At 70.7% G+C, this 22,531-nt stretch carries 16 protein-coding genes and 5 pseudogenes; 15 read left to right on the forward strand and 6 right to left on the reverse strand.

All coding sequences use genetic code 11. From position 1 onward, the window contains the following. Positions 1–210: 210 nt before the first annotated feature. Positions 211–360 (reverse strand): hypothetical protein, encoded by a 150-nt coding sequence (locus K6K41_RS17810; protein WP_261401627.1) that lies wholly within the window; start codon positions 358–360, stop codon positions 211–213. Between the two features lie 454 nt (positions 361–814). On the opposite strand from K6K41_RS17810, the gene K6K41_RS29615 reads away from it, so the two are divergent. The 3 genes and pseudogenes from K6K41_RS29615 to K6K41_RS17825 all read left to right on the forward strand — a co-directional run bounded on the left by K6K41_RS29615 (position 815) and on the right by K6K41_RS17825 (position 3,623). Then, a complete protein-coding gene (locus tag K6K41_RS29615; RefSeq protein ID WP_315855053.1) occupies positions 815–1,990 on the forward strand; it encodes a GGDEF domain-containing protein in 1,176 nt (391 codons plus the stop codon). Between the two features lie 91 nt (positions 1,991–2,081). After that, positions 2,082–3,197, forward strand: a pseudogene (locus K6K41_RS17820) (YifB family Mg chelatase-like AAA ATPase); the annotation flags it as partial. Between the two features lie 63 nt (positions 3,198–3,260). Further along, entirely contained in the window at positions 3,261–3,623 is a 363-nt protein-coding gene (locus K6K41_RS17825; RefSeq protein WP_261405773.1) for a magnesium chelatase subunit ChlI family protein, read from the forward strand. A gap of 19 nt (positions 3,624–3,642) precedes the next feature. Here the strand turns inward: K6K41_RS17825 and K6K41_RS17830 are convergent, their stop codons facing one another. Next, positions 3,643–4,056 (reverse strand): hypothetical protein, encoded by a 414-nt coding sequence (locus K6K41_RS17830; protein ID WP_261401628.1) that lies wholly within the window; start codon positions 4,054–4,056, stop codon positions 3,643–3,645. Then, a complete protein-coding gene (locus K6K41_RS17835) occupies positions 4,053–4,970 on the reverse strand; it encodes an extracellular catalytic domain type 1 short-chain-length polyhydroxyalkanoate depolymerase (RefSeq protein WP_261401629.1) in 918 nt (305 codons plus the stop codon). The genes K6K41_RS17830 and K6K41_RS17835 overlap by 4 nt, the downstream gene beginning before the upstream one ends. 230 nt (positions 4,971–5,200) lie before the next feature. Here K6K41_RS17835 and K6K41_RS17840 point away from each other — a divergent pair, with 230 nt between their 5' ends. After that, complete coding sequence (locus K6K41_RS17840) at positions 5,201–5,455, forward strand: DUF3297 family protein (protein WP_261401630.1); 255 nt, start codon at positions 5,201–5,203, stop codon at positions 5,453–5,455. Positions 5,456–5,461: 6 nt separating this feature from the next. Here K6K41_RS17840 and greA read toward each other — a convergent pair. Then, a pseudogene (gene greA / locus K6K41_RS17845) lies at positions 5,462–5,937 on the reverse strand (transcription elongation factor GreA). A gap of 146 nt (positions 5,938–6,083) precedes the next feature. Here greA and K6K41_RS17850 point away from each other — a divergent pair. Then, positions 6,084–7,802 (forward strand): hybrid sensor histidine kinase/response regulator, encoded by a 1,719-nt coding sequence (locus K6K41_RS17850; RefSeq protein ID WP_261401631.1) that lies wholly within the window; start codon positions 6,084–6,086, stop codon positions 7,800–7,802. A gap of 275 nt (positions 7,803–8,077) precedes the next feature. After that, positions 8,078–9,012, forward strand: a pseudogene (locus tag K6K41_RS17855) (GNAT family N-acetyltransferase). A gap of 21 nt (positions 9,013–9,033) precedes the next feature. On the opposite strand, the gene K6K41_RS17860 reads toward K6K41_RS17855, so the two are convergent. Continuing rightward, positions 9,034–10,683 (reverse strand): hypothetical protein, encoded by a 1,650-nt coding sequence (locus K6K41_RS17860; RefSeq protein ID WP_261401632.1) that lies wholly within the window; start codon positions 10,681–10,683, stop codon positions 9,034–9,036. Positions 10,684–10,775: 92 nt separating this feature from the next. Further along, positions 10,776–11,180 (reverse strand): tautomerase family protein, encoded by a 405-nt coding sequence (locus K6K41_RS17865; protein WP_261401633.1) that lies wholly within the window; start codon positions 11,178–11,180, stop codon positions 10,776–10,778. A 96-nt stretch (positions 11,181–11,276) separates the two neighbouring features. Here K6K41_RS17865 and K6K41_RS17870 point away from each other — a divergent pair, with 96 nt between their 5' ends. The 9 genes and pseudogenes from K6K41_RS17870 (at position 11,277) to K6K41_RS17910 (ending at position 22,446) form a co-directional block, all read left to right on the forward strand. After that, on the forward strand, positions 11,277–12,119 hold the full coding sequence (locus tag K6K41_RS17870; protein WP_261401634.1) for a LysR family transcriptional regulator: 843 nt from the start codon (positions 11,277–11,279) through the stop codon (positions 12,117–12,119). 36 nt (positions 12,120–12,155) lie between these two features. Beyond that, positions 12,156–12,743: an ANTAR domain-containing response regulator gene (locus tag K6K41_RS17875; protein WP_261401635.1), complete on the forward strand. Its 588-nt coding sequence runs from the start codon at positions 12,156–12,158 to the stop codon at positions 12,741–12,743. Next, on the forward strand, positions 12,740–13,843 hold the full coding sequence (locus K6K41_RS17880; protein WP_261401636.1) for a CmpA/NrtA family ABC transporter substrate-binding protein: 1,104 nt from the start codon (positions 12,740–12,742) through the stop codon (positions 13,841–13,843). The genes K6K41_RS17875 and K6K41_RS17880 overlap by 4 nt, the downstream gene beginning before the upstream one ends. Before the next feature lie 406 nt (positions 13,844–14,249). Further along, positions 14,250–15,560, forward strand: a pseudogene (locus K6K41_RS17885) (CmpA/NrtA family ABC transporter substrate-binding protein). A 70-nt stretch (positions 15,561–15,630) separates the two neighbouring features. Beyond that, a complete protein-coding gene (gene ntrB / locus K6K41_RS17890) occupies positions 15,631–16,545 on the forward strand; it encodes a nitrate ABC transporter permease (protein ID WP_261401637.1) in 915 nt (304 codons plus the stop codon). 11 nt (positions 16,546–16,556) lie between these two features. Beyond that, positions 16,557–17,354: an ABC transporter ATP-binding protein gene (locus tag K6K41_RS17895; protein WP_261401638.1), complete on the forward strand. Its 798-nt coding sequence runs from the start codon at positions 16,557–16,559 to the stop codon at positions 17,352–17,354. 117 nt (positions 17,355–17,471) lie between these two features. Next, the gene (locus K6K41_RS17900) at positions 17,472–18,683 is read left to right on the forward strand and encodes an NAD(P)/FAD-dependent oxidoreductase (protein WP_261401639.1); all 1,212 of its coding nucleotides are present in this window, start codon (positions 17,472–17,474) and stop codon (positions 18,681–18,683) included. Between the two features lie 168 nt (positions 18,684–18,851). Next, a complete protein-coding gene (locus K6K41_RS17905; RefSeq protein WP_261401640.1) occupies positions 18,852–20,657 on the forward strand; it encodes a NirA family protein in 1,806 nt (601 codons plus the stop codon). A gap of 160 nt (positions 20,658–20,817) precedes the next feature. Continuing rightward, positions 20,818–22,446 (forward strand): annotated as a pseudogene (locus tag K6K41_RS17910) (sulfite reductase subunit alpha). The last annotated feature ends 85 nt before the right edge of the window (positions 22,447–22,531 follow it).

Genomic DNA, 22,531 nt, shown 5'->3' on the forward strand with positions numbered 1-22,531 from the left:
CTTATCAAGCGGCGGCGATCATGTGGTTTCAAACGCGGCCGCGACCGCCGTCGTGACGGGCTCGGCGCCATGAGCCCGCGGCAGTTTCCGGCCTGCCATCCGCGACAGGATCGCGATCGCGGCGGGCGAGGGGCTGGCGCAGGCCGCCGTCGGACTGCGGCGTGCGCGGCTTTAAGTCCGCCGCCGGCGAAGCCGTTTCGGCCCGCGCTCTCAGGTCTCGGCCGGCGCCTGCGTCCGGCAGGCCGTTTCGGCCTCGAGCCGCGCCATGTCGAGGAGATAGGCGAGCGTCGCCAGCTGATGCTTGCGCGCGAGTCGCTTCAGATCTTCGCTTTGGCTCGCGATATGCGCGGCGACCGCCACGCGCGAGCCGCCGGCGCCGTCAGGTCCCGATCCGTCGTGAGCCCGTTCCATGTTCTGTCACCCTTCCTCTTGCGACGAGAGTTCGGGAGACGTTTTGCCAAGTCAAGCAAAGCGATGAAGATTATTTTCCGATATCTTGTTCGGAACCATCCCGCGTCGTGATCTGTTCATGCGTGACTTTAGAATCCACAAGATGATTGCGCCCCAACGATTTAAGGCAGGCGCCGGCGTCGGCGCCGCGAACTGTAGGCGTTGCGCCGACATCGCGAGCCCTACGGCCGGACGTCGCGGGCCCCTGCGCCTCGAGGCGCGCCGTCGGCGGACGACTGCGACGCGGCCTGGCTGCGGCGGGAAGGCGCAAGTCGAACAAACGTCGCGCAGACGCGCTAATCACCCGTTCAGCTGTCGCAGGCCATGATACCGGTTCTCGACGCGATTCGAATCAGCAGACGACATGCCGCATCGTGGTCTTAGCTTCAGCCTGCCGCGGTGGCGCCTCACAAGGTGGCTCGCCGATCCCGGCGTCGACGCGCCCGAGGACATCCGCCGCGCGCTGGTGGGGAGCCTCTACGGCACCCTGCCGATCTACATCGGCGGCGTGCTGAACACGATCGCGATCGCAGCCCTCATCGCCTGGCGCATGCCGACGACGCCGATCCTGCTGTGGCTCGCCATCGAGATCGTGGTCTGCGTCTGGCGGCTCGCGGTGCTGCTGATCTCGTTCCGCCGCGCCCGCCAGGGGCGCGAGACGCCGACGGATCTCTATCTCGTGCTCGGCGTCGGCTGGGCCGCAAGCGTGGGCTACGGCGCCTTCGTCTCGATCGTGAGCGGCGACTTCGTCGCGGCGACGCTCGCCTGCATGTCGGCCGCCGCCATGGTGGGCGGCACCTGCTTCCGCAATTTCGGCGCGCCGCGGCTGTCCGCCGTCATGACGGCTCTGAGCCTGGGGCCCGCCTGCCTCGCCGCGCCGTTTTCGGGCGAGCCCGTGATGCTCGTCGTGTTCGCCCAGATCCCGATGTATCTCTACAGCATGCGGCTCGCCGCCTACCGGCTGAACGCGCTGCTGATCAAGACCATGATGGCCGAGCGTGAGAGTGACCGGCGCGCCACCGAGGACCCGCTCACGGGGCTTTCGAACCGCTCGGGCCTTTCGCGCGCGATGGACGGCGGGCGGGACGGCGACCTCGCGCTGCTCTATCTCGACCTCGACGGCTTCAAGGCGGTCAACGACATCCACGGCCACGCCACCGGCGACCGCCTGCTGCAACAGGCCGCGGGGCGGCTGCGGCGGCTGCTGCGCTCCGGCGACGTCGCGGCGCGCATCGGCGGCGACGAGTTCGTCGTGGTGGCGCGGGGCGTCGCGCGCGGACAGGCCCAGGCCTTCGGCGAGCGGCTGATCCGTGAGCTCGCGCAGCCCTACGAGCTCGCGCCCGACCTCGAGCTCGCGGTCGGCGTCAGCGTCGGCGTCGCGCTGACGCCCGACCACGGCGACGCGCTCGCCGACCTGCTCGACGTGGCCGACGGCGCGCTCTACGCCGCCAAGGGGCTCGGCAAGTCGCGCTGCGTCGTCGCCGCGGCGCGCCCGGGTCGGCTCGAGGTCGTGCGGAGCGGAAACCTCGCCTCGGCCTGAAGGCCGAGCGTCGATCTCACGTCGATGTTCTCAGAATGTTCTTGACGGCCGCCGGCCCGCCGCTATCGTTTCCCGTCAAGGGGGCGGCGCGATGGTCGTTTGGGTGTCCACGGTTGCGTTCGAAGGCGTCGAGGCCCGCGCGGTCGACGTCCAGGTGCAGGTCGCGGCCGGCCTGCCGGCCTTTTCGATCGTGGGCCTGCCCGACAAGGCGGTGTCGGAAGCGCGCGAGCGGGTGCGCGCGGCGCTGATCGCCTCGGGCCTCGCGCTGCCGCCGCGGCGCATCACCGTCAATCTCGCGCCCGCGGACCTGCCCAAGGAAGGCAGCCATTTCGACCTGCCGATCGCGCTCGGGCTGATGGCGGCGATCGGCGCGGTGCCGCCCGAGGCGCTCGCCGGCGTCACGGTGCTGGGCGAGCTCGGGCTCGACGGCTCGATCGCCCCTGTGGCGGGCGCGCTGCCGGCCGCGGTCGCGGCGCATGCGCGCGGCCACGGGCTGATCTGCCCGGAGGCCTGCGGCGCGGAGGCCGCCTGGGCGAGCCACGACCTCGACCTCGTCGCCCCGCGCTCGCTCATCCAGATCGCCAATCATCTCAAAGGCGCGCAGGTTCTCGCCCGCCCGCGGCCGGGCCTGCCCGACGCCGCCGCGCCGGCCGCGGATCTGAAGGACGTGCGCGGCCAGGAGACCGCCAAGCGCGCGCTCGAGATCGCGGCGGCGGGCGGGCACAATCTGCTGTTCCGCGGGCCGCCGGGGGCCGGCAAGTCGATGCTCGCGAGCCGTCTGTCCTCGCTCCTGCCGCCGCTCGAGCCGCCGAGCTGCTCGAGGTCGCGATGATCCGCTCGGTCGCGGGCGAGCTCGCGGGCGGGCGCCTCACCAACCCGGCCGTTCCGCAGCCCGCATCACTCGGCCTCGATGGCGGCGCTCGTCGGCGGCGGGGCGCGGCCGCGGCCGGGCGAGATCGCGCTCGCGCACAACGGCGTGCTGTTCCTCGACGAGCTTCCGGAGTTCAACCCGCAGGCGCTCGACGCGCTGCGCCAGCCGCTCGAGACCGGCGTGGCGGCGATCGCGCGCGCCAACCACCGCATCGCCTATCCGGCGCGCTTCCAGCTCGTCGCCGCCATGAACCCCTGCCGCTGCGGCGGCGGCGAGGGCGGCCACGCCTGCCGGCGCGGGCCCCGCTGCGCGGTCGACTACCAGTCGCGCGTCTCCGGCCCGCTGCTCGACCGGATCGACATCCGCCTCGACGTGCCCGCGGTCTCGGCCGCCGACCTGATGGCGCCGCCGCCCAAGGAAGACTCCGCCGCGGTCGCCGCCCGGGTCGCGGCCGCGCGCCGGCTCCAGAGCGAACGCGCCGCGGCGCTCGGCGTCGCCGCGTCGGAGTCCGGCGCCTGGCTCAACGCCCGCCTGCCGGTGAGCGCGCTCGAGGAGGTCGCGCGGCCCGACGCGGGCGGCCGGCGGCTGCTGTCCGACGCCGCCGACGCGCTGAAGCTCTCCGCGCGCGGCTATCACCGGGTGCTCCGGGTCGCCCGCACTCTCGCCGATCTCGACGGCGCGGCCGCGGTCGGCCGCATCCATCTCGCCGAGGCGCTCGCCTATCGCGCGGAGAGCCCGCCCGACGCGGCGCGCGCGGCGTGAGGCGGTCCGGGACGTCGGCTCAGCGCATCAGTCCGGCGGTGCGGAGCGCCTTCGTAATGATCGCGGCGACGTCGATCCGCCCGGGGGCGGCGTGCGAGGCGGCCGGATCGGCCTGCTCGGAGCGCGCGGCGGTCGTTGGCTCGCGCAGCGCGCGCGGCTTGAGATCTCGCGGCGGCGGCGTCCCGTCGTCGGCTGGCGCGCCGGCCCCGGCGGCCGCAGGCGCGACGTCGGACCGGGTCTTCGCGTCGGAAAGCGCCTCGGCGCCCGAGCGCGTCTTCGCGCCCGCAGATGTCTGGGCGGGCGTCGCGTGGGCGTCGTCTCCGGCGTCCGGCTCCGCGCTCCGATGAGCGGCGTCGGCCACCGGAGGCGCGCGCCGCACCAGACCGAAGAACCGCGCGATCGCGCGCGTCGAGGACACGCCGACGTCGATCATGAACGGACCCGGGCGTTCGCCGCGGCGGCCGTCCAGCGGCGCGCCGTGGCCGAGATCCTCGATGGTGTTGACCTCGACCACCTCGCGCCCGTCGAGCTTCCAGGCGCGGCGCAGCCGCCCGCCGCGGCGGGCCTCCGTGGTCGGCGCGGCGGGCGCCCCGTGCACGTCGAGCCACTGGCGGGCGAGCTGGTCGGCGTTGCCGGGCGCGACGGTGCGGTCGGCGAGCCCCTGCCAGATCGACACGCGCGGCCACGGCCCCTCATAGGGCGCGCCGGCCGCACCGCGTCGCCGAGCTCGGCGTCGGTGCGCGCGGCCGGCTGCGACATGGCGCCGAACGCCTCCGTGACGTTGGCGGCGGCGCCGCAGGGCAGGCCCGCGATCAGGGCGCCGGCGGAGAACACGTCCGGATAGCCGGCGAGCAGGTTGGCGGCCATCGCGCCGCCGGCCGACAGGCCCGTGACGTAGATCCGTCCCCGGTCGAGCCCGCGCAGCGCGATCATGGTCTCGACCATCTCGCGGATCGAGCGCGCTTCGCCGAGCCCGCGGGCGCTGTCGGCCGCCAGGAACCAGTTGAAGCAGCCGGCCGGATTGTTGGCGCGGCGCTGCTCGGGATAGAGCAGCGCGAAGCCGAGCTCGTCGGCGAGCGCGCTCCAGCCGGATTGCGCGTCGTAGTCTTCCGCCGACTGGGTGCAGCCGTGCAGCACCACAACCAGCGCTGCGCCCGGCGCGAGGTTGGCGGGCGCATAGGCCAGCATGCGCAGCGCGCCGGGGTCGGCGCCGAAGCTCTCGATCTCGGTCAAGCGCTTGCGCCGCTTGGCGTCTCCGCCCGGCGCGACGCGCGCCGACGGTCCGTTGGCCTGACGTCTGGCGCGCTGCGGTCCGGTTCCCCAGACGGTGTCGAAGATCGACGCCATGAGGCTTCTCCGTGAAAATGTCACTCACCGGGACGGACCCTGAGGCTCGTCCATGTTGCAACGCATATAAGCCTATTGCGGCGCCACAATGAGCGGGCTGCGGCGCGCGGTCGCGCATCGGCGTTTGGCGCCGGCGCAAACAGCGGTCTATGACCCGCGCTCGCGCGTGGGGGCCAAGGGCTCCGGCGCCGCCCTTGTTCATGGCCCCCGGGGCCCAATGGAGAGCCGCCATGGCCGACGCGCCGCCCGATCGCCTGTCCGTCAATCCCGACAGCCCGCATTATGACGAGGCGGCGCTCTCGCGCGGCGTCGGCATCCGCTTCAAGGGGCAGGAAAAGACCAATGTCGAGGAGTATTCGGTCTCGGAGGGCTGGATCCGGGTCGCGGCGGGCGCCGCGCGGGACCGCGCCGGCAATCCGCTGACGATCCTCCTGAAGGGCCCGGTCGAGCCCTACTATCGCGACGGCGAGGCCGGCGAGAACTGACGCGGGTCAGTCGATCGACAGGATCTCGACAGCGCCGCCCGCGACCGTGGCCTCGCCCCCGACGCCCTTGCCCATGAGCGCGCGGGCGAGCGGCGAGACGTAGGACACGGTGCCCCGCGAGGGCTCGGCCTCGTCCTCGCCGACAATGCGGTAGGTCTGGCGCCGTCCGTCCTCGCGCTCGAAGGTCACGCGCGCGCCGAAGGTCACGGCGCCGGTCGGCTTCGGCTCGGTGAGCTCGGCGCTCGCGCGCCGCGCCGCGTAATAGCGCACGTCGCGGGCCGCGCGCGCCATCGCCGAACGGTCGACGTCGATGCCCCGGCGGCCTGGGCGGCGGCGAACGCCTTGCGCGCCTCGGCGAGCGCGGCGTCGAGCGCCGCGAGGCCCTCGCGGGTGACAAGGTTCGGGTGCGACGAGACCGGCCGGTCCGGCAGATCGGCGGCCGCGGCCTCGTAGTCCTGTTCTTTGGTGAAGGCGACGCTCATCCACACGTATCTGGGGCGCCACGGTCGCGGACGCAATCGCGGGCGTCCGCGATCGCGTCAAACCTTCGTAAACCCTAATGCCGCAGGCTCGGCCGAGTTCAGCTGCGCGACGCGTGACGCGCGCGCAGCCTCCTTGGAGCGAAGCCGTGGCGTTCTTTGCGGCCTTGAGCGGCGTTCTGGCGCTCGCCTGCATCTGGATCCTGCGCGCCGCGCTGATGGCGCTCGGGCGCGCCGAACGCGTCGAGGACGAGCTCGAGGCCGTGCGCGACCGGCTGTGGGAGTCCGAGGACCGCGCCGAGAGCATCCGCCTAGAGGGGGAGCGCGCGCTGGAGCAGGCCCAGGCCCGCGCCGAGGCCGGATCGCAGGCGAAGTCGCGCTTTCTCGCGACCGTCACCCATGAGATGCGGACGCCGCTCACCGGCGTGATCGGCACCGCCGGCCTCCTGCTCGACGCCCGGCTTGCGCCCGACCAGCGCACCTACGCCCGCGCGATCAAGAGCTCGGCCGAGGCGATGCTCGGGCTCGTGGACGAGATCCTCGACCTGTCGCGCGTCGAGGCGGATCGGCAGGCGCCTTCCGAAGAGCCGTTCTCGCCGGCCGCCCTCATCGAGGAGGTGGCCGAGCTTCTCGCCCCCCGCGCGCGGGACAAGGCGCTCGATTTCGCCGTGAAGGTCGGTCCCGGGGTTCCCGAGGAGGTCGGCGGCGACGCCGCCCGGGTGCGGCAAGTGCTGCTCAACCTCGCGGGCAACGCCGTGAAATTCACCGAGCAGGGCGGCGTCGGCCTCAAGGTCGAGGCGGCCGGGGGGAAGTTGCGCTTCGCCGTGGAGGACACCGGGCCGGGCTTTGATCCGGCCGACACCGAGCGCCTGTTCGAGGAGTTCGAGCGCGGCGAGGGCGCGGGCCAGTCGTCCGGCGCGGGGCTTGGCCTCGCCATCAGCCGCCGGCTCGCCGCCGCGATGGGCGGGTCGCTCTCCGGCTTCGCGGCCCCGGGGCAGGGCGCGACGTTCACGTTCGAGCTTCCCATGTCGCAGACCGTCGAGGCCTCGGGCGATCGTCCGCTCGCGGGGCTGCGGATCGCGATCGTCTCAAGCGCGCCCTTCACCGGACCCTGGCTCGCCGAAAGCCTCGAAGCCATGGGCGCGGCCGCGCGCGTCGTCGATCCGGCCGAGCTCGACGCGGCCGCGTCGCCGCAGGCGCGGCTCGACGGAACCTTCGCGGCGCTCGTCGACCGCGAGGCCGGCCCGTCGCCTTCGGCGCTCGCCGCGGCGGCGCGCTTCGCCGGCGCCGAGCGCGCGCTGCTGCTGCTGTCGCCGGCCGATCGCGGCGAGCTCGACCGCCTCCACGCCCAGGGGTTCGACGGCTATCTGGTCAAGCCGGTGCGCGCCTCCTCGCTCGCGAGCCGGCTTCTCGATCCGCTCGGCGTCGAGGACCGCCCGGCCGAGCCCGCCGCGCCCGCCGTGCCGTTCCCGGCCGGGGACGGGCTGAAGGTGCTCGTCGCCGAGGACGACCCGGTGAGCGCGCTGATCGCGCTCGCCCATCTCGCGCGGCTCGGCCACGCCTCGGTGCACGTCGCCGACGGCGAGGCGGCCTGCGAGGCCTTCGAGCGCGAGGCTTTCGACGCGGCGCTGATCGATATCCGCATGCCGCGGCTCAACGGCTGCGCGGCCGCGCGTCGCATGCGCGCCGTCGAGCTCGCGGCGGGCCGCGCGCCCGCGCTCATCTTCGCGCTCACCGCCAATGTCGGCGACGACGCGGCGGCGCGGGCGGCCGGCATGGACGGGCTGATGCAGAAGCCGCTCGACCGCCGCGCGCTCGAGGAGGCGCTGGCGCCGCTCGCGGGATCTCGACGGACCGCGGTCGCCTAAAAGTGAGAGCCGCTGCTTAGGCGGCTGAAAGTCTCTTTGCCTCAGGCCCTTACGTTGTCATGAGGGCGTCGGGCGAGTGTGGTGTCGTCTTCCGAGAAACCGGCGGCTATCGAAACTTTCGCCTGCCGGTATGGAACGCCAGCGTTCTCTCGCTAGAAGGCTCGATCATGGCGATCGTCCGTCTCCCGCAGGCCGGTCCCGGCGCGATCGTGAGCCGTTTCCGCTCCCATCGCCCCGCCAAGGCCCTCGCTGCGCCGAAGTGGTTCGACGGCTTCATGACGCAGCCCGGGACCAAGCCGAGCCGCGAGCGGCTGGAGGCCTCGGCCGCGCTGCTGCCCAAGCCGCTCGGGCGGATCGGCGGCCTCGAGCTTCGCCTCGCCGAGCGCCCCAAGGACGTCAAGCGCGCCCAGCAGCTGCGCTACCGCGTGTTCTTCGAGGAGATGTCGGCGGTCGCCGATCCGATCGCCAAGCTCGCCCGGCGCGACATGGACCTCTACGATCCCGTCTGCGACCACCTCATCGTCTCCGACTACGCCGCCAAGCCCGTCCGTTCGCTCGCCGCCACGCTGATCCCGGGGCTGCAGGGCTTTCGAGGTGGGCGCGTCGGCCGACGAGGCGAAAAAGCGCCCGCCGGTCGTCGGCACCTACCGGCTGCTCCGCCAGGAGGTCGCCGACCAGACGCTCGGCTTCTACACGGCCGGAGAATTCGACATCGAGCCGCTGATCCGCGCGCCATCGCGGCCTCAACTTCCTCGAGCTCGGCCGCTCCTGCGTGCTCAAGCCCTATCGCGACAAGCGCACGGTGGAGCTGCTCTGGCACGGCATCTGGGCCTATGTGCTGGCGCACAAGAGCGACGTGATGATCGGCTGCGCGAGCCTTGAGGGCGTGGACCCGGAGAAGCTGCGGCTGCCGCTTTCCTACCTGCACCATTTCCACGCCGCGCCCGCCGAATGGCGCGCCGAGGCGCTGCCGGGCAAGCGCGCGCGCTTCGACCTTCTCCCGAAGGAGGCGATCGACATGCGCTCGGCGCTCCGCACGCTGCCGCCGCTGATCAAGGCCTACTTGAGGCTCGGCGCCTATGTGGGCGACGGCGCGGTGGTGGACGAGGCCTTCGGCACCACCGACGTGCTGATCGTGCTGCCGAAGGCCGCGATCAACCCGCGCTACATCGACTATTACGGCGCCGACGCCGACCGCTACGCGGCCTGAACGACGGCCCGGACCGGGACGTCAGTTCGCGACCTTGGACGTGACGGTGAGCGAGTTGTCGGCCTTCTCCGGATCGACTGGCCCCGCCTGAACCCGCGCGGACTGGCGCAGCGGCTGGTCCTCGGCGACCACCTCCGCCTTGATCAGCACGCTCTTGCGCGGCGCGAGCTTGCCGAGGTCGCAGCTGACGAAGCCGCCCAGGGTCCGGCAGTCGCCGAGCTTGCTCGAGGCCGATTTCAGGCGCCCGTTCTCCACCCGAAGCGAGAACGAGGCCGCGGTCGCAGCGTCCGGGCCGAAATTGGTCGCGACGAAGGAGAACGTCGTGCGTTCGCCGCGCCTGACCTTGCGCGGCGCGCTCCGCGCCTCGACCCGCATGTCGGCCTTCTTTCCCGGCTCGGCGTCGAGGTCGCGCATGAAGACGTCGAAGGCGCCGTTGGTGTCGCCGTCGACCAGTTGCGGGGCCTGCGAGGAGAAGGTGACGATGCGCCCGTCCGCCGTGATCGAGGCGAGGTCGCTGTAGAGCGAGGCCTGCCGCGATTTCCCGCCGACGTTGACGCGCGTCACCGCGCCGGACAGGCGGTCGGTGACGAAGACGTCCCATTTCTTGTTGGTGTCGCCCGGAACGAGGTTCGAGGCCCCGGAGGTGAAGGCGACGTAGCGCCCGTCCGCGCTGATCGTCGGCCGGTAGCTGTCGTAGTTCGCGAGATCGCCGGAGGCCGGGCGGCTGACGATCCTTTCCTCGCCCGTCTTCATGTCGACGGCGACGACGCCGCTCACATAGGTTTCGTCCGTGCCGGTGTCGCCGTCGATGAACCGCTGGACGGCCACGAAGCGCCCGTCGGCGCTGACCGCCGTGGGGGAGAATTGCGGCAGGCTCTCCATGCAACGCCGGGGCCCCATGACCTCCACGCACTCCGTCCGGCCGGTGACGGTGTCGTGCCGAAGGACCGCGTAGACCCTGAAGTCGCCCTGAGAATCGCCCCAGAACACGACATATCGGCCGTCGGCGCTGATGGCCGGCGTCATGTTCTGGCCTTCGTTCGGCACGCCGTTCGAGCTCTTGCTGATGAGCGTCGTGGTTCCGGCGGCGCGGTCGCGCATCAGGATGTCGGAGAGCTTGTTCTCGTCCTCCGGGAAGAGATTGGTCGCGTCGGTCTGGAACGCGACGCGCCGGCCGTCGGCCGAGATCGCGGCGAAGTCGCTCGGCCCGTCCCCCTCGCCGCCGCCGTCGGCGACGCTGACGCGCTCGGTCGTCTCGGTCCGGCGGTCGAACACGAAGACGTCGGCCTTGCCGTTCGTGTCGCCCTCGACGAGGTTGCTGGCGGTCGACGTGAAGGCCACGAACCGCCCGTCGCCGCTGATCGCGGGCCGGTAGCTCGCGCCGTTGGCCTCCGCCCCGCCGCGGCCCCGGCTCACCCGCGCCGTCTCGTCCGTGTCGTTGTCGTGGACGAAGACGTCGAAGGCGCCGTTGCCGTCGCCGGAAACGAGATTGGTCGCGCGCGACGAGAACGCGACATAGCGGCCGTCGAAGCTGATCGAGGATTTCTGGCTGTCGCCGTCGGCCTGCCCGCCGCCCGACGAGACGCTGATCCGCGTCGTCTCGGCGGCGAGCGCCGGTCCGCAGGCGAGGGCCGCCAGCGCGACGGCTGCGAGGCTCCGTCCGATCGTCATGCCTGCCGTCACCGTTCGAGGGCGGGGCCTGAATTCTGGAGAGAGCCGCGGCGGCGTCCATTAGGGAGAACCCTTACGCCGCCGCATGTCGCTCAGCCCGGATTGGCCACGGCCCAGCGGCCGTTCTGGCTCCGCCCGCCATAGCCGTAGGCGTCGCCGTCGACGGCATGGACCAGCACGTAGCTTTCGTCGTGCACGGGCCCGAGCAGCCCCGACATCCCGTCGAAGACGGCGCGCACGAAGGCGGTGGTCTCGGCCTTCACATTGGTTCCGGCCGTGACCTTGATGTCGAGCCAGAAGGCCGACAGCCCGGCTTCGGCCGGACGCTCGCCGGCGATGAACCACCGGCCCGGATCGGCGGGCTCCACCAGAACGGCGGTGACGCCGGGATCCTTTCCGAGCTTTTCGGCCGAGAGCCGCGACGCGAGCGCGGCGATCTCGGCGTCGAGTCCGGGGCGGGGCGAGGGCGTGACGTAGCGGACGACGATCATGGGCATGGGAGCCTCCTTGGTTTGGGGTGGCCCGAACATGCGCTTGCGCCATCATTATCTGAAGCGCATAAAGAATGAGTTTCATCATAGCAAAATTGAATGATGCTCGATCTCGACTCCGTCCGCCTGTTCGTGCTCGCCGCCGATTTCGGCAGCCTCACGCGCGCCGCCGAAGCGGCCAACACCGCGCAGCCCGTGGTGAGCCAGCGCATCAAGGCGCTGGAGACCCGGCTCGGCCGCAGGCTGCTGGACCGCAGTCCGCGCTTCGTGCGCACGACCGCCGACGGCGCCGTGTTTCTCGCCCGCGCCCGCGATCTCCTCGCCGCGCATGACGCGGCGCTCGGGCTTGGAAGCCAGCCCGCGGTCCATTTCGCGCTCGGGGCGAGCGATCATGCGCTCGGGGCCGCGATCGCGCGGCTGCTCGCGCCTGTTAAGGCGGCGCTCCCGCCGGACGCCACGATCGAGGCGCGGGTCGGCCTGTCGCAACCGATCCGGGCGATGTTCGACGACGGCGCGCTCGACGCCGCGGTTGTGCGCCGCGAGGCGGGCGGCGGGGAGGGGGAGCTGCTCGGCGAGGACCCGCTCGGCTGGCGCGCGGCGCCGGGCTTCCGGCTCGATCCCGGCCGGCCCGTGCCGCTCGCGAGCCTCGGGAGCCCTTGCGGCGTGCGCGCCGCCGCGATCCGCGCGCTGGAGGCGGCGGGTCTTTCCTGGCGCGAGTCCTATGTGGCCGGAAGCTGTTCGGCGCTGCTTGCGGGCGCGGCGGCGGGTTTCGGGGTCGCGCCCATGGGGCTTGCGGGCAGCGACGGCGCGCCCGACCGCGGGCCGGCGCTCGGCCTGCCGGCGCTCGGCTCTTCGCCCGTCGTGCTGCTGGCGCGCGCGCGGTCTCCGGAGGCCGCTGCGGCGATCCGCGCGCTCGCGGCCGGCGTTCGTTCGCTCCTACGGTGACTTGAGCCCACTTTTGAGAAAGGTCCGCCCCGCGGAATGCCCGATCGCCCGCTCAAGATCGTCGTGATCGAGGAGAGTCCCGTCCGGGCCGCGATCCTCGAGGACGGGCTGCGCGAGGCGGGGCATTCGCTGGTGATGCGCATCCCCGACCGCGCCAACCTGCTCGAGCGCATCTACGCGATCGACCCGGACGTCATCCTGATCGACCTCGAGAACCCGAGCCGCGACGTGCTCGAGCAGATGTTCCAGGTGAGCCGCGCCGTGAAGCGGCCAGTCGGGATGTTCGTCGACCAGACCGACCATTCCTCGATCGAGGCCGCGATCGACGCCGGCGTTTCGGCCTATGTGGTGGACGGGCTGAAGAAGGAGCGGGTGAAGCCGATCCTCGACACGATGGTGAGCCGCCACCAGGCCTTCGCCAAGCTCAGGGCCGAACTCGACCAGGCCAAGAGCCAGCTCGAGGAGCGCAAGGTCGTCGACCGCGCCAAGGGCGTCCTGATGCGCCAGAAGAACATCGGCGAGGAACAGGCCTACGCGTTGCTTCGCACCGTCGCCATGAACGAAAAGAAGAAGATCTCCGAGATCGCGCAGGCGGTCGTCACCGCCGCGGAGCTGCTGAAATGAGCCTAGACACGGTCAAGGTCGGCTTCATCCCGCTGGTCGACGCCGCGATCCCGATCATGGCCGCGGACGTCGGCTTCGCGGCGGCCGAGGGCGTGCGCATCGAACTGACGCGCGAGGTCTCCTGGTCCAACATCCGCGACCGGCTGGTGCTCGGCCATTTCGACGCCGCCCATCTCCTCGCCCCGCTCGCGATCGCGACCTCTCTCGGTCTCGGGCCGATCCGCGAGCGGCTCTCCGCGCCGATGGCGCTCAACCTCAACGGCAACGCGATCACGCTGTCGCTTCCGCTCTATGACGAGCTCGTGCGCCATCTCGACGCCGACCTCGCCGACCCGCGCGCGACGGCCCGCGCCTTCGCGGCGCTCGTGCGGACGCGGCGCGCGAACGGCGAGTTCGCGCCGACCCTGGGCATGACGTTCCCGTTCTCGACGCACAATTACCTGCTTCGGCTGTGGCTCGCCTCGGCGGGTCTCGAGCCCGACGTCGACGTCCGGCTCGCAGTGGTGCCGCCGCCCTTCATGGTCGACGCGATCGAGCAGGGGCATGTCGAGGGGTTCTGCGTCGGCGCGCCCTGGAACGCGGTGGCGGTGCAGCTCGGCATCGGGCGCATCGTCCATCTCGGCGTCGACCTCGTCCGCTCCTGCCCGGAAAAGGTGCTGGCGGTGCGCGAGCGCTGGCTCGGCGAGCGCCCCGACGTCGCGGCGCGGCTGCTGCGCGCCTGCCATGCGGCGGCCCGCTGGCTGTCCGATCCTACGAACCGGTGGGAGGCCGCCGAGCGTCTCGCCGCGCGCGACCGCCTCGACGTGCGCGCCGAGGCCATCAGCCGGAGCCTCGAAGGCCGGATGCCGACGGGCCGCGGCGCCGAAACCCGCTTCGACGCCGACTATCTGCTGTTCGACCGGGACGGCGAGACCCGGCCCGATCCCGAACATGCGCTCTGGCTGCACGCCCAGATGGCGCGCTGGGGACAGGCGAGCGCCGCGACCGCCGAGGAGGCGGCGGCGGTCTACCGCCCCGACGTCTACGACGCCGCTCTGGGGCTCATCGCCGCGCCTGCGCGGCCGCGTCCGGTCGACTGTTTCGTCGACCGCGCCGGCTGACGGGCCTGTTGCGCGCCATCATATTGCGCGCGCCTCCGATGCCTTTGTTTTGTGCAGTGCAACCTGACGCGGCGCCTATCGGGCGCGCCGTGGCCCGCGCTTCATCGCCCGCAGCCGGGCGATCACAGCCCTGTGATATTTAGAATTCCTTGAAAATCGAGCGATCGCTTCGCCCGCGCCAGAACTGGCACGCGCCTTGAATAGCTCTTGGCGAAAGGTTCCGCGTCGGCGCTGACGTTCGAACCCCGAAGCCCAATGAAGGGCCGCCAGCACCGCCGCTGAACCGACACGCCGATGAGGCGCGCCGTGTCAGCGGCTTTTTCATGTCCGGACCCCAGCGAAGGGTCGGATTTTACCGCGTAACCGATGTCCGCCCCGAGGGGCCAACGGAGCTTTGACGGACCCGATGAGCAAGAAAGACCTGTCGACCTTGCTGACCACCGGCCTCGGCCGCCGTGACGTGCTCCGCGCCGGCGCCTATACGGCCGCGACGCTCGCCGCCGCGCGCGTGCTGTCGCCTTCAGGCGTGTTTGCGCAAGGGAGCGGTCCCGAGACCACGAAGGCCAAGCTCGGCTACATCGCGTTGACCGACGCAGGCCCGCTTTTCGTCGCCAAGGAGAAGGGCTTCTTCGACAAGTACGGGATGACCGAGGTCGAGGTCGCCAAGCAGTCGTCCTGGGGGACGACGCGCGACAACATCGTGCTGGGCTCGGGCGGCGGCGGCATCGACGGCGCGCACATCCTCACCCCCATGCCGTACCTCATCACGTCAGGCGCCGTGACCCAGAACAAGGCCGGCACCCCGATGACGATCCTGGCGCGCCTCAACGTGGCGGGCCAGTGCATCTCGGTCGGCCAGGAATACGCCGATCTCAAGCTCGGGACCGACGCAGCGCCCTTCAAGACAGCGCTGGAGAAGAAGAAGGCCTCGGGCAAGGACGTGAAGGCCGCCATGACGTTCCCGGGCGGCACCCACGACCTCTGGATCCGCTACTGGCTCGCCGCCGGCGGGATCGACCCGAACAAGGACATCCAGACCATCGTGGTTCCGCCCCCGCAGATGGTGGCGAACATGAAGGTCGGCACGATGGACACCTTTTGCGTCTGCGAGCCGTGGAACGAGCAACTAAAGAACCAGAAGATCGGACGGCGCTGACCCACGGGCGAACTCTGGGACAAGCACCCCGAGAAGTCCTTCGCCCTGCGCACCGACTATGTCGAGCAGAACCCGAAGGCCGCGATGGCCTTGCTGCTGGCCGTGATGGAGGCCCAGCAGTGGTGCGAGAAGATGGAGAACAAGGAAGAGCTCGCGACCATCTGCGCCAAGCGCAACTGGATCGGCGCGCCGGTCGCCGACATCGCCGACCGCATGAAGGGCAAGTTCGACTACGGCGCGGGCAAACCTGTGGTCGAGAACTCGCCTTACATCATGCACTTCTGGAAGGACCACGCTTCCTATCCCTTCAAAAGCCATGACCTCTGGTTCCTGACTGAGGACATCCGCTGGGGCTATCTGCCGGGCACGACCGACACCAAGGCGCTGATCGACAAGGTCAACCGCGAGGATCTGTGGCGCGAGGCCGCCAAGACGCTCGGCGTTTCGGACGTGCCCGCCTCCACGTCGCGCGGCGTCGAGAAGTTCTTCGACGGCAAGGTGTTCGACCCCGAAAAGCCCGCCGAATACCTCGAGAGCCTCAGCATCAAGCGCATGGTCTGAGCGTCCCGGGCGGGGCGGTCCCTCGCGGCTGCCCGCCTGACGCCGGCCTCCCCGTTCTCCGGAGACATCCATGACCCCGACAGCAGCCGCGACGTCCAACGTGACGCAACTGAAGCCACAGGCGGCCGCGCCGACCGCGACGGTCGTGCCGCTGCCGGCGCCTGCGGCCAAGAAGCCGTTCTTCAGCCCGCGGGCCAAGACCCGCATGATGGAGTGGGGCGCGACCGTGATCCCGCCGCTGCTCACCACCGCGGTGCTGCTGATCCTGTGGGAGGTGCTCTGCTCGTCGCCGACCTCGTCGCTGCCGGCGCCCTCCAAGGTCGTCTCCGACACCTGGGAGCTGATCGCCAACCCGTTCTACGACAACGGCGGCAACGACAAGGGCCTCGGCTGGCAGCTCTACGCCTCGCTGAAGCGCGTGGCGCTCGGCTATGCGCTCGCGGCGATCGTCGGCATCGGCCTCGGCGCGCTGGTCGGCGCCTCCACCTGGGCGATGCGCGGGCTCGATCCCGTGTTCCAGGTGCTGCGCACCATCCCGCCGCTCGCCTGGCTTCCGCTCTCGCTCGCGGCGTTCCGCGACGGCGAGCCCTCGGCGATCTTCGTGATCTTCATCACCGCGATCTGGCCCGTGATCATCAACACGGCGGTCGGCATCCGAAACATCCCGCAGGACTACAAGAACGTCGCGCAGGTTCTTCGGCTCAACCCGATCGAATATTTCCATAAGATCATGCTTCCGGCGGCGGCTCCGTACATCTTCACCGGTCTTCGTATCGGTATCGGCCTGTCGTGGCTGGCCATCGTCGCGGCCGAGATGCTGATCGGCGGCGTCGGAATCGGCTTCTTCATCTGGGACGCGTGGAACTCGTCGCGCATCAGCGACATCATTCTTGCGCTCATCTATGTCGGCGCGGTCGGCTTCGTGCTCGACCGGATCGTCGCTCTCATCGCCGTCGCGGTCACCCGCGGCACGGCCAACGCCTGAGGACCAGATCCATGAGCAAGGCCTTTCTCACCATCGAGCACGTCGACAAGTCCTTCACCCGCGGGGCGATGACCAACGAGGTGCTGACGGACATCTCGCTCAGCGTGAACCAGGGCGAGTTCATCTCGATCATCGGCCATTCGGGCTGCGGGAAGTCGACCCTCCTCAACATCGTCGCCGGCCTCACCCAGGCGACCAAGGGCGTCGTCTTCCTCGAGGGCAAGGTGGTGGACGAGCCGGGGCCGGAGCGCGCCGTCGTGTTCCAGAACCACAGCCTGCTGCCCTGGCTCACCTGCTACGAGAACGTGTCGCTCGCCGTCGACAAGGTGTTCGGCCGCACGAAGTCGAAGGCCGAGCGCCACGACTGGGTGATGCACAAGCTCAAGCTCGTGAACATGGAGCACGCCAAGGACCGGCGTCCCTCCGAGATCTCGGGCGGCATGAAGCAGCGCATCGGCATCGCCCGCGCGCTCGCCATGCAGCCGAAGGTGCTGCTGCTCGACGAGCCCTTCGGCGCGCTCGACGCGCTGACCCGCACCCATCTGCAGGACCAGGTCATGCAGATCCAGGCCGAGCTCAACAACACGGTCTTGATGATCACGCATGACGTCGACGAGGCCGTGCTGCTGTCGGATCGCATCGTGATGATGACCAACGGCCCCTCGGCGCGGATCGGCGAGATTCTCGACGTCGACCTGCCCCGGCCGAGGAAGCGCCTCGAGCTCGTCTCGGACCGCACCTACATCGCGGCCCGCGCGGCTGTGCTCAAGTTCCTCTACGAGCGCCACAAATTCGTCGAGGCGGCCTGAGCGATGGGCGGGGCGGCACGCTTCACAGGCGATGAGGCGGATCGGTTCCGCCCCCTCTCCCGCGTGCGGGAGAAGGGGTCCCCCGCGTCGCGCCTCACCTTGCGAGGAGCCTGACCCATGGAGCGCGAACGCCTCGTCGTGGTGGGGGCCGGAATGGCGGGCCTGAAGCTCCTCGAGGAGCTGAAGAGCCGCTGCCCCGGCCGCTACAACGTCACCGTCGTCGGCGCCGAGCCGGAGCCGGCCTACAACCGCGTGCTGCTCTCCTCGCTGCTCGCCGGCGAAGCGAGCGACGAGGATCTCGCGCTGAAAGAGCGCGCCTGGTACGGCGCGAACGGCTATCGCCTCTTCACCGGGGCCGAGGCGCGGGCGATCGACCGGGCGGGCAAACGCGTGACGCTGCGCGACGGCCGGGTGCTGGCCTATGACAAGCTCGTGCTCGCGACCGGCTCGGAGCCGATCCGGCTGCCGCTGCCGGGCGGCCACCTGCCGCAGGTGCTGACCTTCCGCGACCGCTGCGACGCCATGAAGATGACGGCGCTCGCGACGCCCGGCGCCCGCGCGGTGGTGATCGGCGGCGGCCTTCTGGGCCTCGAGGCGGCCTATGGCCTCGTGAAGCTCGGCTGCGCGGTGACCGTCGTGCATCTCGCCGACAAGTTGATGGAGCGCCAGCTCGACGCCGCCGGCGCCGCGACGCTCAAGCGCGCGCTCGAAGCCAAGGGGATCGCCTTCGCGCTCGGCGCGCAGAGCGAGACCATTCTGGGCGAAACCCGCGTCGAGGGCCTGAGGCTCGCGACCGGCGAGGTGCTGCCCGCCGACATGATCATCATGGCGTGCGGCGTGCGCCCGAATGCGGTTCTCGGCCGCGCCGCGGAGCTCGAGGCCAAGCGCGGGATCCTGGTCGACGACGCGATGCGCGCCTCCGATCCGGACGTCTTCGCGATCGGCGAATGCGCCGAGCACCGCGGCGTCGTCTACGGCCTCGTGGCGCCGGCCTACGAGCACGCCAGGACGCTCGCCGCCCATCTCGCGGGCGAGGCCGAGATCTATGAGGGGAGCCTGCTCTCCACCAATCTCAAGGTCTCGGGCGTCTCGGTGTTTTCGGCCGGGCTCGTCGAGGCCGAGGAGGGGTGCGAGACCGTGCTGCTCGCCGATCCCGGCCACGGCCACTACCGCAAGTTCCTTGTGCGCGAGGACCGGCTCGTCGGCGCGATCCTCGTCGGCGAGGCCTCGGACGCGCTCTGGTACCTCGACCTGATCGCCAAGGGGGAGGCGCTCGGCGCCATGCGCGACGACCTCGCCTTCGGGCGCAGCTTCGCGATGGCGGCGTGAGGAGGCGGGGGATGGGACCGCGTGCTTCGAGACGCGGCCTGCCGGCCGATCCTCAGCATGAGGGAGGTTTGAGGCTCCCAACGGTCCTCATGGCTCGAGGAGCCTCGGCGACAGCCGGGGCGTCCCGAAGCGCGCAGTTCCGTTCGAGTTCGAACTCTTGGGTGTGAGATGAGCGGCGATTTTTCGGCGGACCAGAAGCGCTATCTCGAAGGCTTCGTCTCGGGCGTGCAGGCCGTGCGCGGCTCGCGCGGCGCGCCGGGCTTCGGCGGGGCCGTGCCGTTCCAGGGCGCCGGCGACAAGGGCCTGCCCGCGCCGCAGCAGCAGGCGCCTTCAGGCCCCGACGCGGTCCATCTCGAGGCCATGGCCAGGCAGGAGGCGGCGGGCAAGAAGCTCGTGCCGCAGGAGAAGGCCAAGCGCGAGGAGCACCCGTTCGACGCCTATGCGCGGCTGAAAGGTCTCGCGGCGGAGAACAAGTTCGCGAAGTCGCTCGACGACTTCCGCATCCGCTTCCACGGCCTATTCTATGTCGGCCCGACGCAGGACGCGTATATGTGCCGGCTCAGGATCCATAACGGCATCCTGAAGGCCTGGCAGTTCCGCGGCGTGGCCGATCTCGCCGAGCGCCATGGCGGGCCGTATTCCCACGTCACCACCCGCGCGAACCTGCAGGTGCGGGAGATCGACGCCGCGAACGGCATTCCGTTCATCGAGGGGCTGGTGGACCTCGGCCTCACCTCGAAGGGCTCGGGCGCCGACAACATCCGCAACGTCACCGGCACGCCGACGGCGGGGATCGACCCGCAGGAGCTTGTCGACACGCGGCCCTACGCCAAGGAGTGGCACCACCACATCCTGAACGACCGCTCGCTCTACGGCCTGCCGCGCAAGTTCAACGTGGCGTTCGACGGCGCCGGCCTCATCGCGGCGCTCGAGGACACCAACGACATTGGCTTCCAGGCGGTCGAGGCGCTCGACGGCCACGGGATCGAGCCCGGCGTCTGGTGGCGTCTCGCGCTCGGCGGCATCACCGGCCACAAGGACTTCGCGCGCGACACCGGCGTGATCGTGCCGCTTGGGCAGGCCATCAAGGTCGCGGACGCGATCGTGCGCGTCTTCATCGCGAGCGGCGACCGTTCGGACCGCGCCAAGGCGCGGCTCAAATACGTGCTCGACGCGTGGGGCTTCGAGAAATTCCTCGAGGAGGTCGAGAAGCTTCTGGGCTCCAAGCTCGTGCGGGCTCCGGCGGGCGCGCTTGCGCCGCGGCCCGAAAGCGACCGGCTCGCCCATATCGGCGTCCATCCCCAGAAGCAGTCCGGCCACAACTGGATCGGCGTCGGCCTCACGCTCGGCAAGATGACCTGCGAGCAGATGCGGGCGATCGCCGACATCTCCGAGCAGTATGGCGATCGCGATATTCGCCTCACCGTCTGGCAGAACCTGCTGATCTCCGGCGTCCGCGACGAGTTCGTCGACGAGGCGCGCGCGAAGATCGCCGAGATCGGGCTCGCGACCGAGGTTTCGAACGTCCGTGCGGGGCTGGTCGCCTGCACCGGCAACCGCGGCTGCAAGTTCTCGGCCGCCGACACCAAGGGGTTCGCGGACCAGATCGCGACCCATGTCGACGCGATCGGGCTCACCGTCGACACCCCGATCAACATCCACGCCACCGGCTGCCACCACTCCTGCGCCCAGCACTACATCGGCGACATCGGGCTGATCGGCGCGCGGGTGCCGGTCGGCGAGGAGGACACGGTCGACGGCTTCGACGTGCTGGTCGGCGGCGGTTTCGGGACCGACGCCACCATCGCGCGCGAGCTCGTCGCCAAGGTGAAGGGCGAGGACTGCCCGGCGCTCGTCGAGAAGATGCTGCGCGGCTACCTCGCCAAGCGCGACGGCGAGGAGACCTTCGCGGCCTTCACGCGGCGCCACGAGATCGTCGAGCTGAAGTCGATCTTCGAGCTGGAGGACGCGTGATGGCGGGCGCGGAAACCGACTGCTTGCTTCGAGACGCCGGCCTCCGGCCGGCTCCTCAGCATGAGGAGGATCTCAGCCGCACAAACGGTTCTCATGCTGAGGAGCGTCGCAGGCGCGTCTCGAAGCCAGCAGTGTCCTCTCCGATCGTCGGAGCACGTCCATGACCGCCCAGACCCCGATCCTGCCTCCGCTCATTCCCGAGAACGCGCCGTTCAGCCCCGAGCAGCGCGCCTGGCTCAACGGCTTCTTCGCCGGCATCCTGTCGATGGACGGCGGCCCGCAGGCGCTCTCGCGCGACGCCGCGACGGCGCTGCTCGGAAGCCCGCTCCCCGGCGAAGCGCAAAGCGCGCCGGCCGAGGAGGACGACGGCGCCCCCTGGCATGACGCCTCGATGCCGATCGACGAGCGGATGGAGCTCGCCAAAGACCGGCCGGTCTCGCGAAAGATGTTCGCGGCGATGGCGCAGCAGGACTGCGGCCAGTGCGGCTACCAGTGCGAGACCTATTCGGCCGCGATCGCCGCGGGCGAGGAGAAGAAGCTCAACCTCTGCGTTCCGGGCGGCAAGGAAACGCAGCGCATGCTGAAGAAGCTCGCGGCGGATCTCGAGGGCGGCGCAGCGGCTCCCGCTGCCGTGGCGCCTACGCCCGCGGTTCCGGCGATCGAGCTCGGCCGGTCGCGCGAGCATCCGGTCGAGGCGACGTTCCTGTCGCGCCTGCGCCTCAACGGCGACGGCTCGGACAAGGAGACCAACCACGTCGAGATCGACCTTTCGGCCTGCGGCCTGACCTATGAGCCGGGCGACAGCTTCGGGCTTTTCGCCACCAACTGCTCGGAGCTCGCAGGCCTCGTCGCCAAGCGCCTCGAAGTGTCGACCGATGAGCCCGTGACCCATGACGGCGAGACCATGCCTTTCGGCGTGTGGCTCTCCGACAAGGTGAGCCTCGGGGCCGCGCCCGACGCGCTGTTCGAGCTGATGGGGGCGCTCGCGAGCGATCCGGACGACAAGACGAGGCTCGCGCGGCTCGCCGAGGGCGAAGATCCGGACGGCGATCTGATGAGCCTCGACGTTCTGGCGGCGCTCGAAAAATTTCCGGCCGTGACGCCGGCGGCGGCTGAGTTCCTCGGCGCGCTCGATCCCGCTGCAGCCGCGGCTATATTCGATCTCGTCCGCGCTTTCCGCCGATCCCGGCAAGGTGAGCCTGACGGTCGACAGCGTGCGCTACCGCATCGCCGAGCGCATGCGCAAAGGCCTCGCCTCCACCTATCTCGCCGACCGCGTCGAGCCGGGCTCGAAGCTCAAGGTCTATGTCCAGAAGGCCCATGGCTTCGGCCTGCCGGCCTCGGGCGAGGTCCCGATCATCATGGTGGGGCCGGGCACCGGCGTCGCGCCGTTCCGCTCGTTCCTGCGGGCGCGCCGCGCGACTGAAGCGACGGCGGCGCGTGGCTGTTCTTCGGCCACCAGCGCGAGGCGACCGACTTCTTCTATCGCGAGGAGCTCGCCGAGCTGGAGGCCGCAGGCGCGTTGACCAAGCTCTCGCTCGCCTGGTCGCGCGACGGGGACAGGAAGGTCTACGTCCAGGACCGCATGCGCGAGTCCGGCGCCGAGCTCTGGAGCTGGCTGGAGCGGGGCGCGCATTTCTACGTCTGCGGCGACGCCAAGCGCATGGCGGCCGACGTCGAGAAGGCGCTGATCGACATCGCGGCCGAGCACGGCGCGAAGGGCGAGGGCGCGAAGGCCTATATCGGCGAACTCAAAAAGGCCGGCCGCTACCAGGCGGACGTCTACTGATGGCGCCGCGGAGACCGTCTGCGCGCGTCGAGACGGGCCTACGGCCCTCCTCGGCATGAGGGAGGGCGGAGCAGCGACAACGGTC

Source organism: Chenggangzhangella methanolivorans, assembly GCF_019797865.1.
Lineage (GTDB): Bacteria > Pseudomonadota > Alphaproteobacteria > Rhizobiales > Methylopilaceae > Methylopila > Methylopila methanolivorans.

Bases quoted from the DNA above. Each gene is read 5' to 3' on its own strand.
- K6K41_RS29615 (WP_315855053.1), top strand. From the start codon at position 815: ATGCCGCATCGTGGTCTTAGCTTCAGCCTGCCGCGGTGGCGCCTCACA.
- K6K41_RS17825 (WP_261405773.1), top strand. From the start codon at position 3,261: ATGGCGCCGCCGCCCAAGGAAGACTCCGCCGCGGTCGCCGCCCGGGTC.
- K6K41_RS17830 (WP_261401628.1), bottom strand. From the start codon at position 4,056: ATGATCGACGTCGGCGTGTCCTCGACGCGCGCGATCGCGCGGTTCTTC.
- K6K41_RS17835 (WP_261401629.1), bottom strand. From the start codon at position 4,970: ATGGCGTCGATCTTCGACACCGTCTGGGGAACCGGACCGCAGCGCGCC.
- K6K41_RS17840 (WP_261401630.1), top strand. From the start codon at position 5,201: ATGGCCGACGCGCCGCCCGATCGCCTGTCCGTCAATCCCGACAGCCCG.
- K6K41_RS17860 (WP_261401632.1), bottom strand. From the start codon at position 10,683: ATGACGATCGGACGGAGCCTCGCAGCCGTCGCGCTGGCGGCCCTCGCC.
- K6K41_RS17865 (WP_261401633.1), bottom strand. From the start codon at position 11,180: ATGCCCATGATCGTCGTCCGCTACGTCACGCCCTCGCCCCGCCCCGGA.
- K6K41_RS17870 (WP_261401634.1), top strand. From the start codon at position 11,277: ATGCTCGATCTCGACTCCGTCCGCCTGTTCGTGCTCGCCGCCGATTTC.
- K6K41_RS17875 (WP_261401635.1), top strand. From the start codon at position 12,156: ATGCCCGATCGCCCGCTCAAGATCGTCGTGATCGAGGAGAGTCCCGTC.
- K6K41_RS17880 (WP_261401636.1), top strand. From the start codon at position 12,740: ATGAGCCTAGACACGGTCAAGGTCGGCTTCATCCCGCTGGTCGACGCC.
- ntrB (WP_261401637.1), top strand. From the start codon at position 15,631: ATGACCCCGACAGCAGCCGCGACGTCCAACGTGACGCAACTGAAGCCA.
- K6K41_RS17895 (WP_261401638.1), top strand. From the start codon at position 16,557: ATGAGCAAGGCCTTTCTCACCATCGAGCACGTCGACAAGTCCTTCACC.
- K6K41_RS17900 (WP_261401639.1), top strand. From the start codon at position 17,472: ATGGAGCGCGAACGCCTCGTCGTGGTGGGGGCCGGAATGGCGGGCCTG.
- K6K41_RS17905 (WP_261401640.1), top strand. From the start codon at position 18,852: ATGAGCGGCGATTTTTCGGCGGACCAGAAGCGCTATCTCGAAGGCTTC.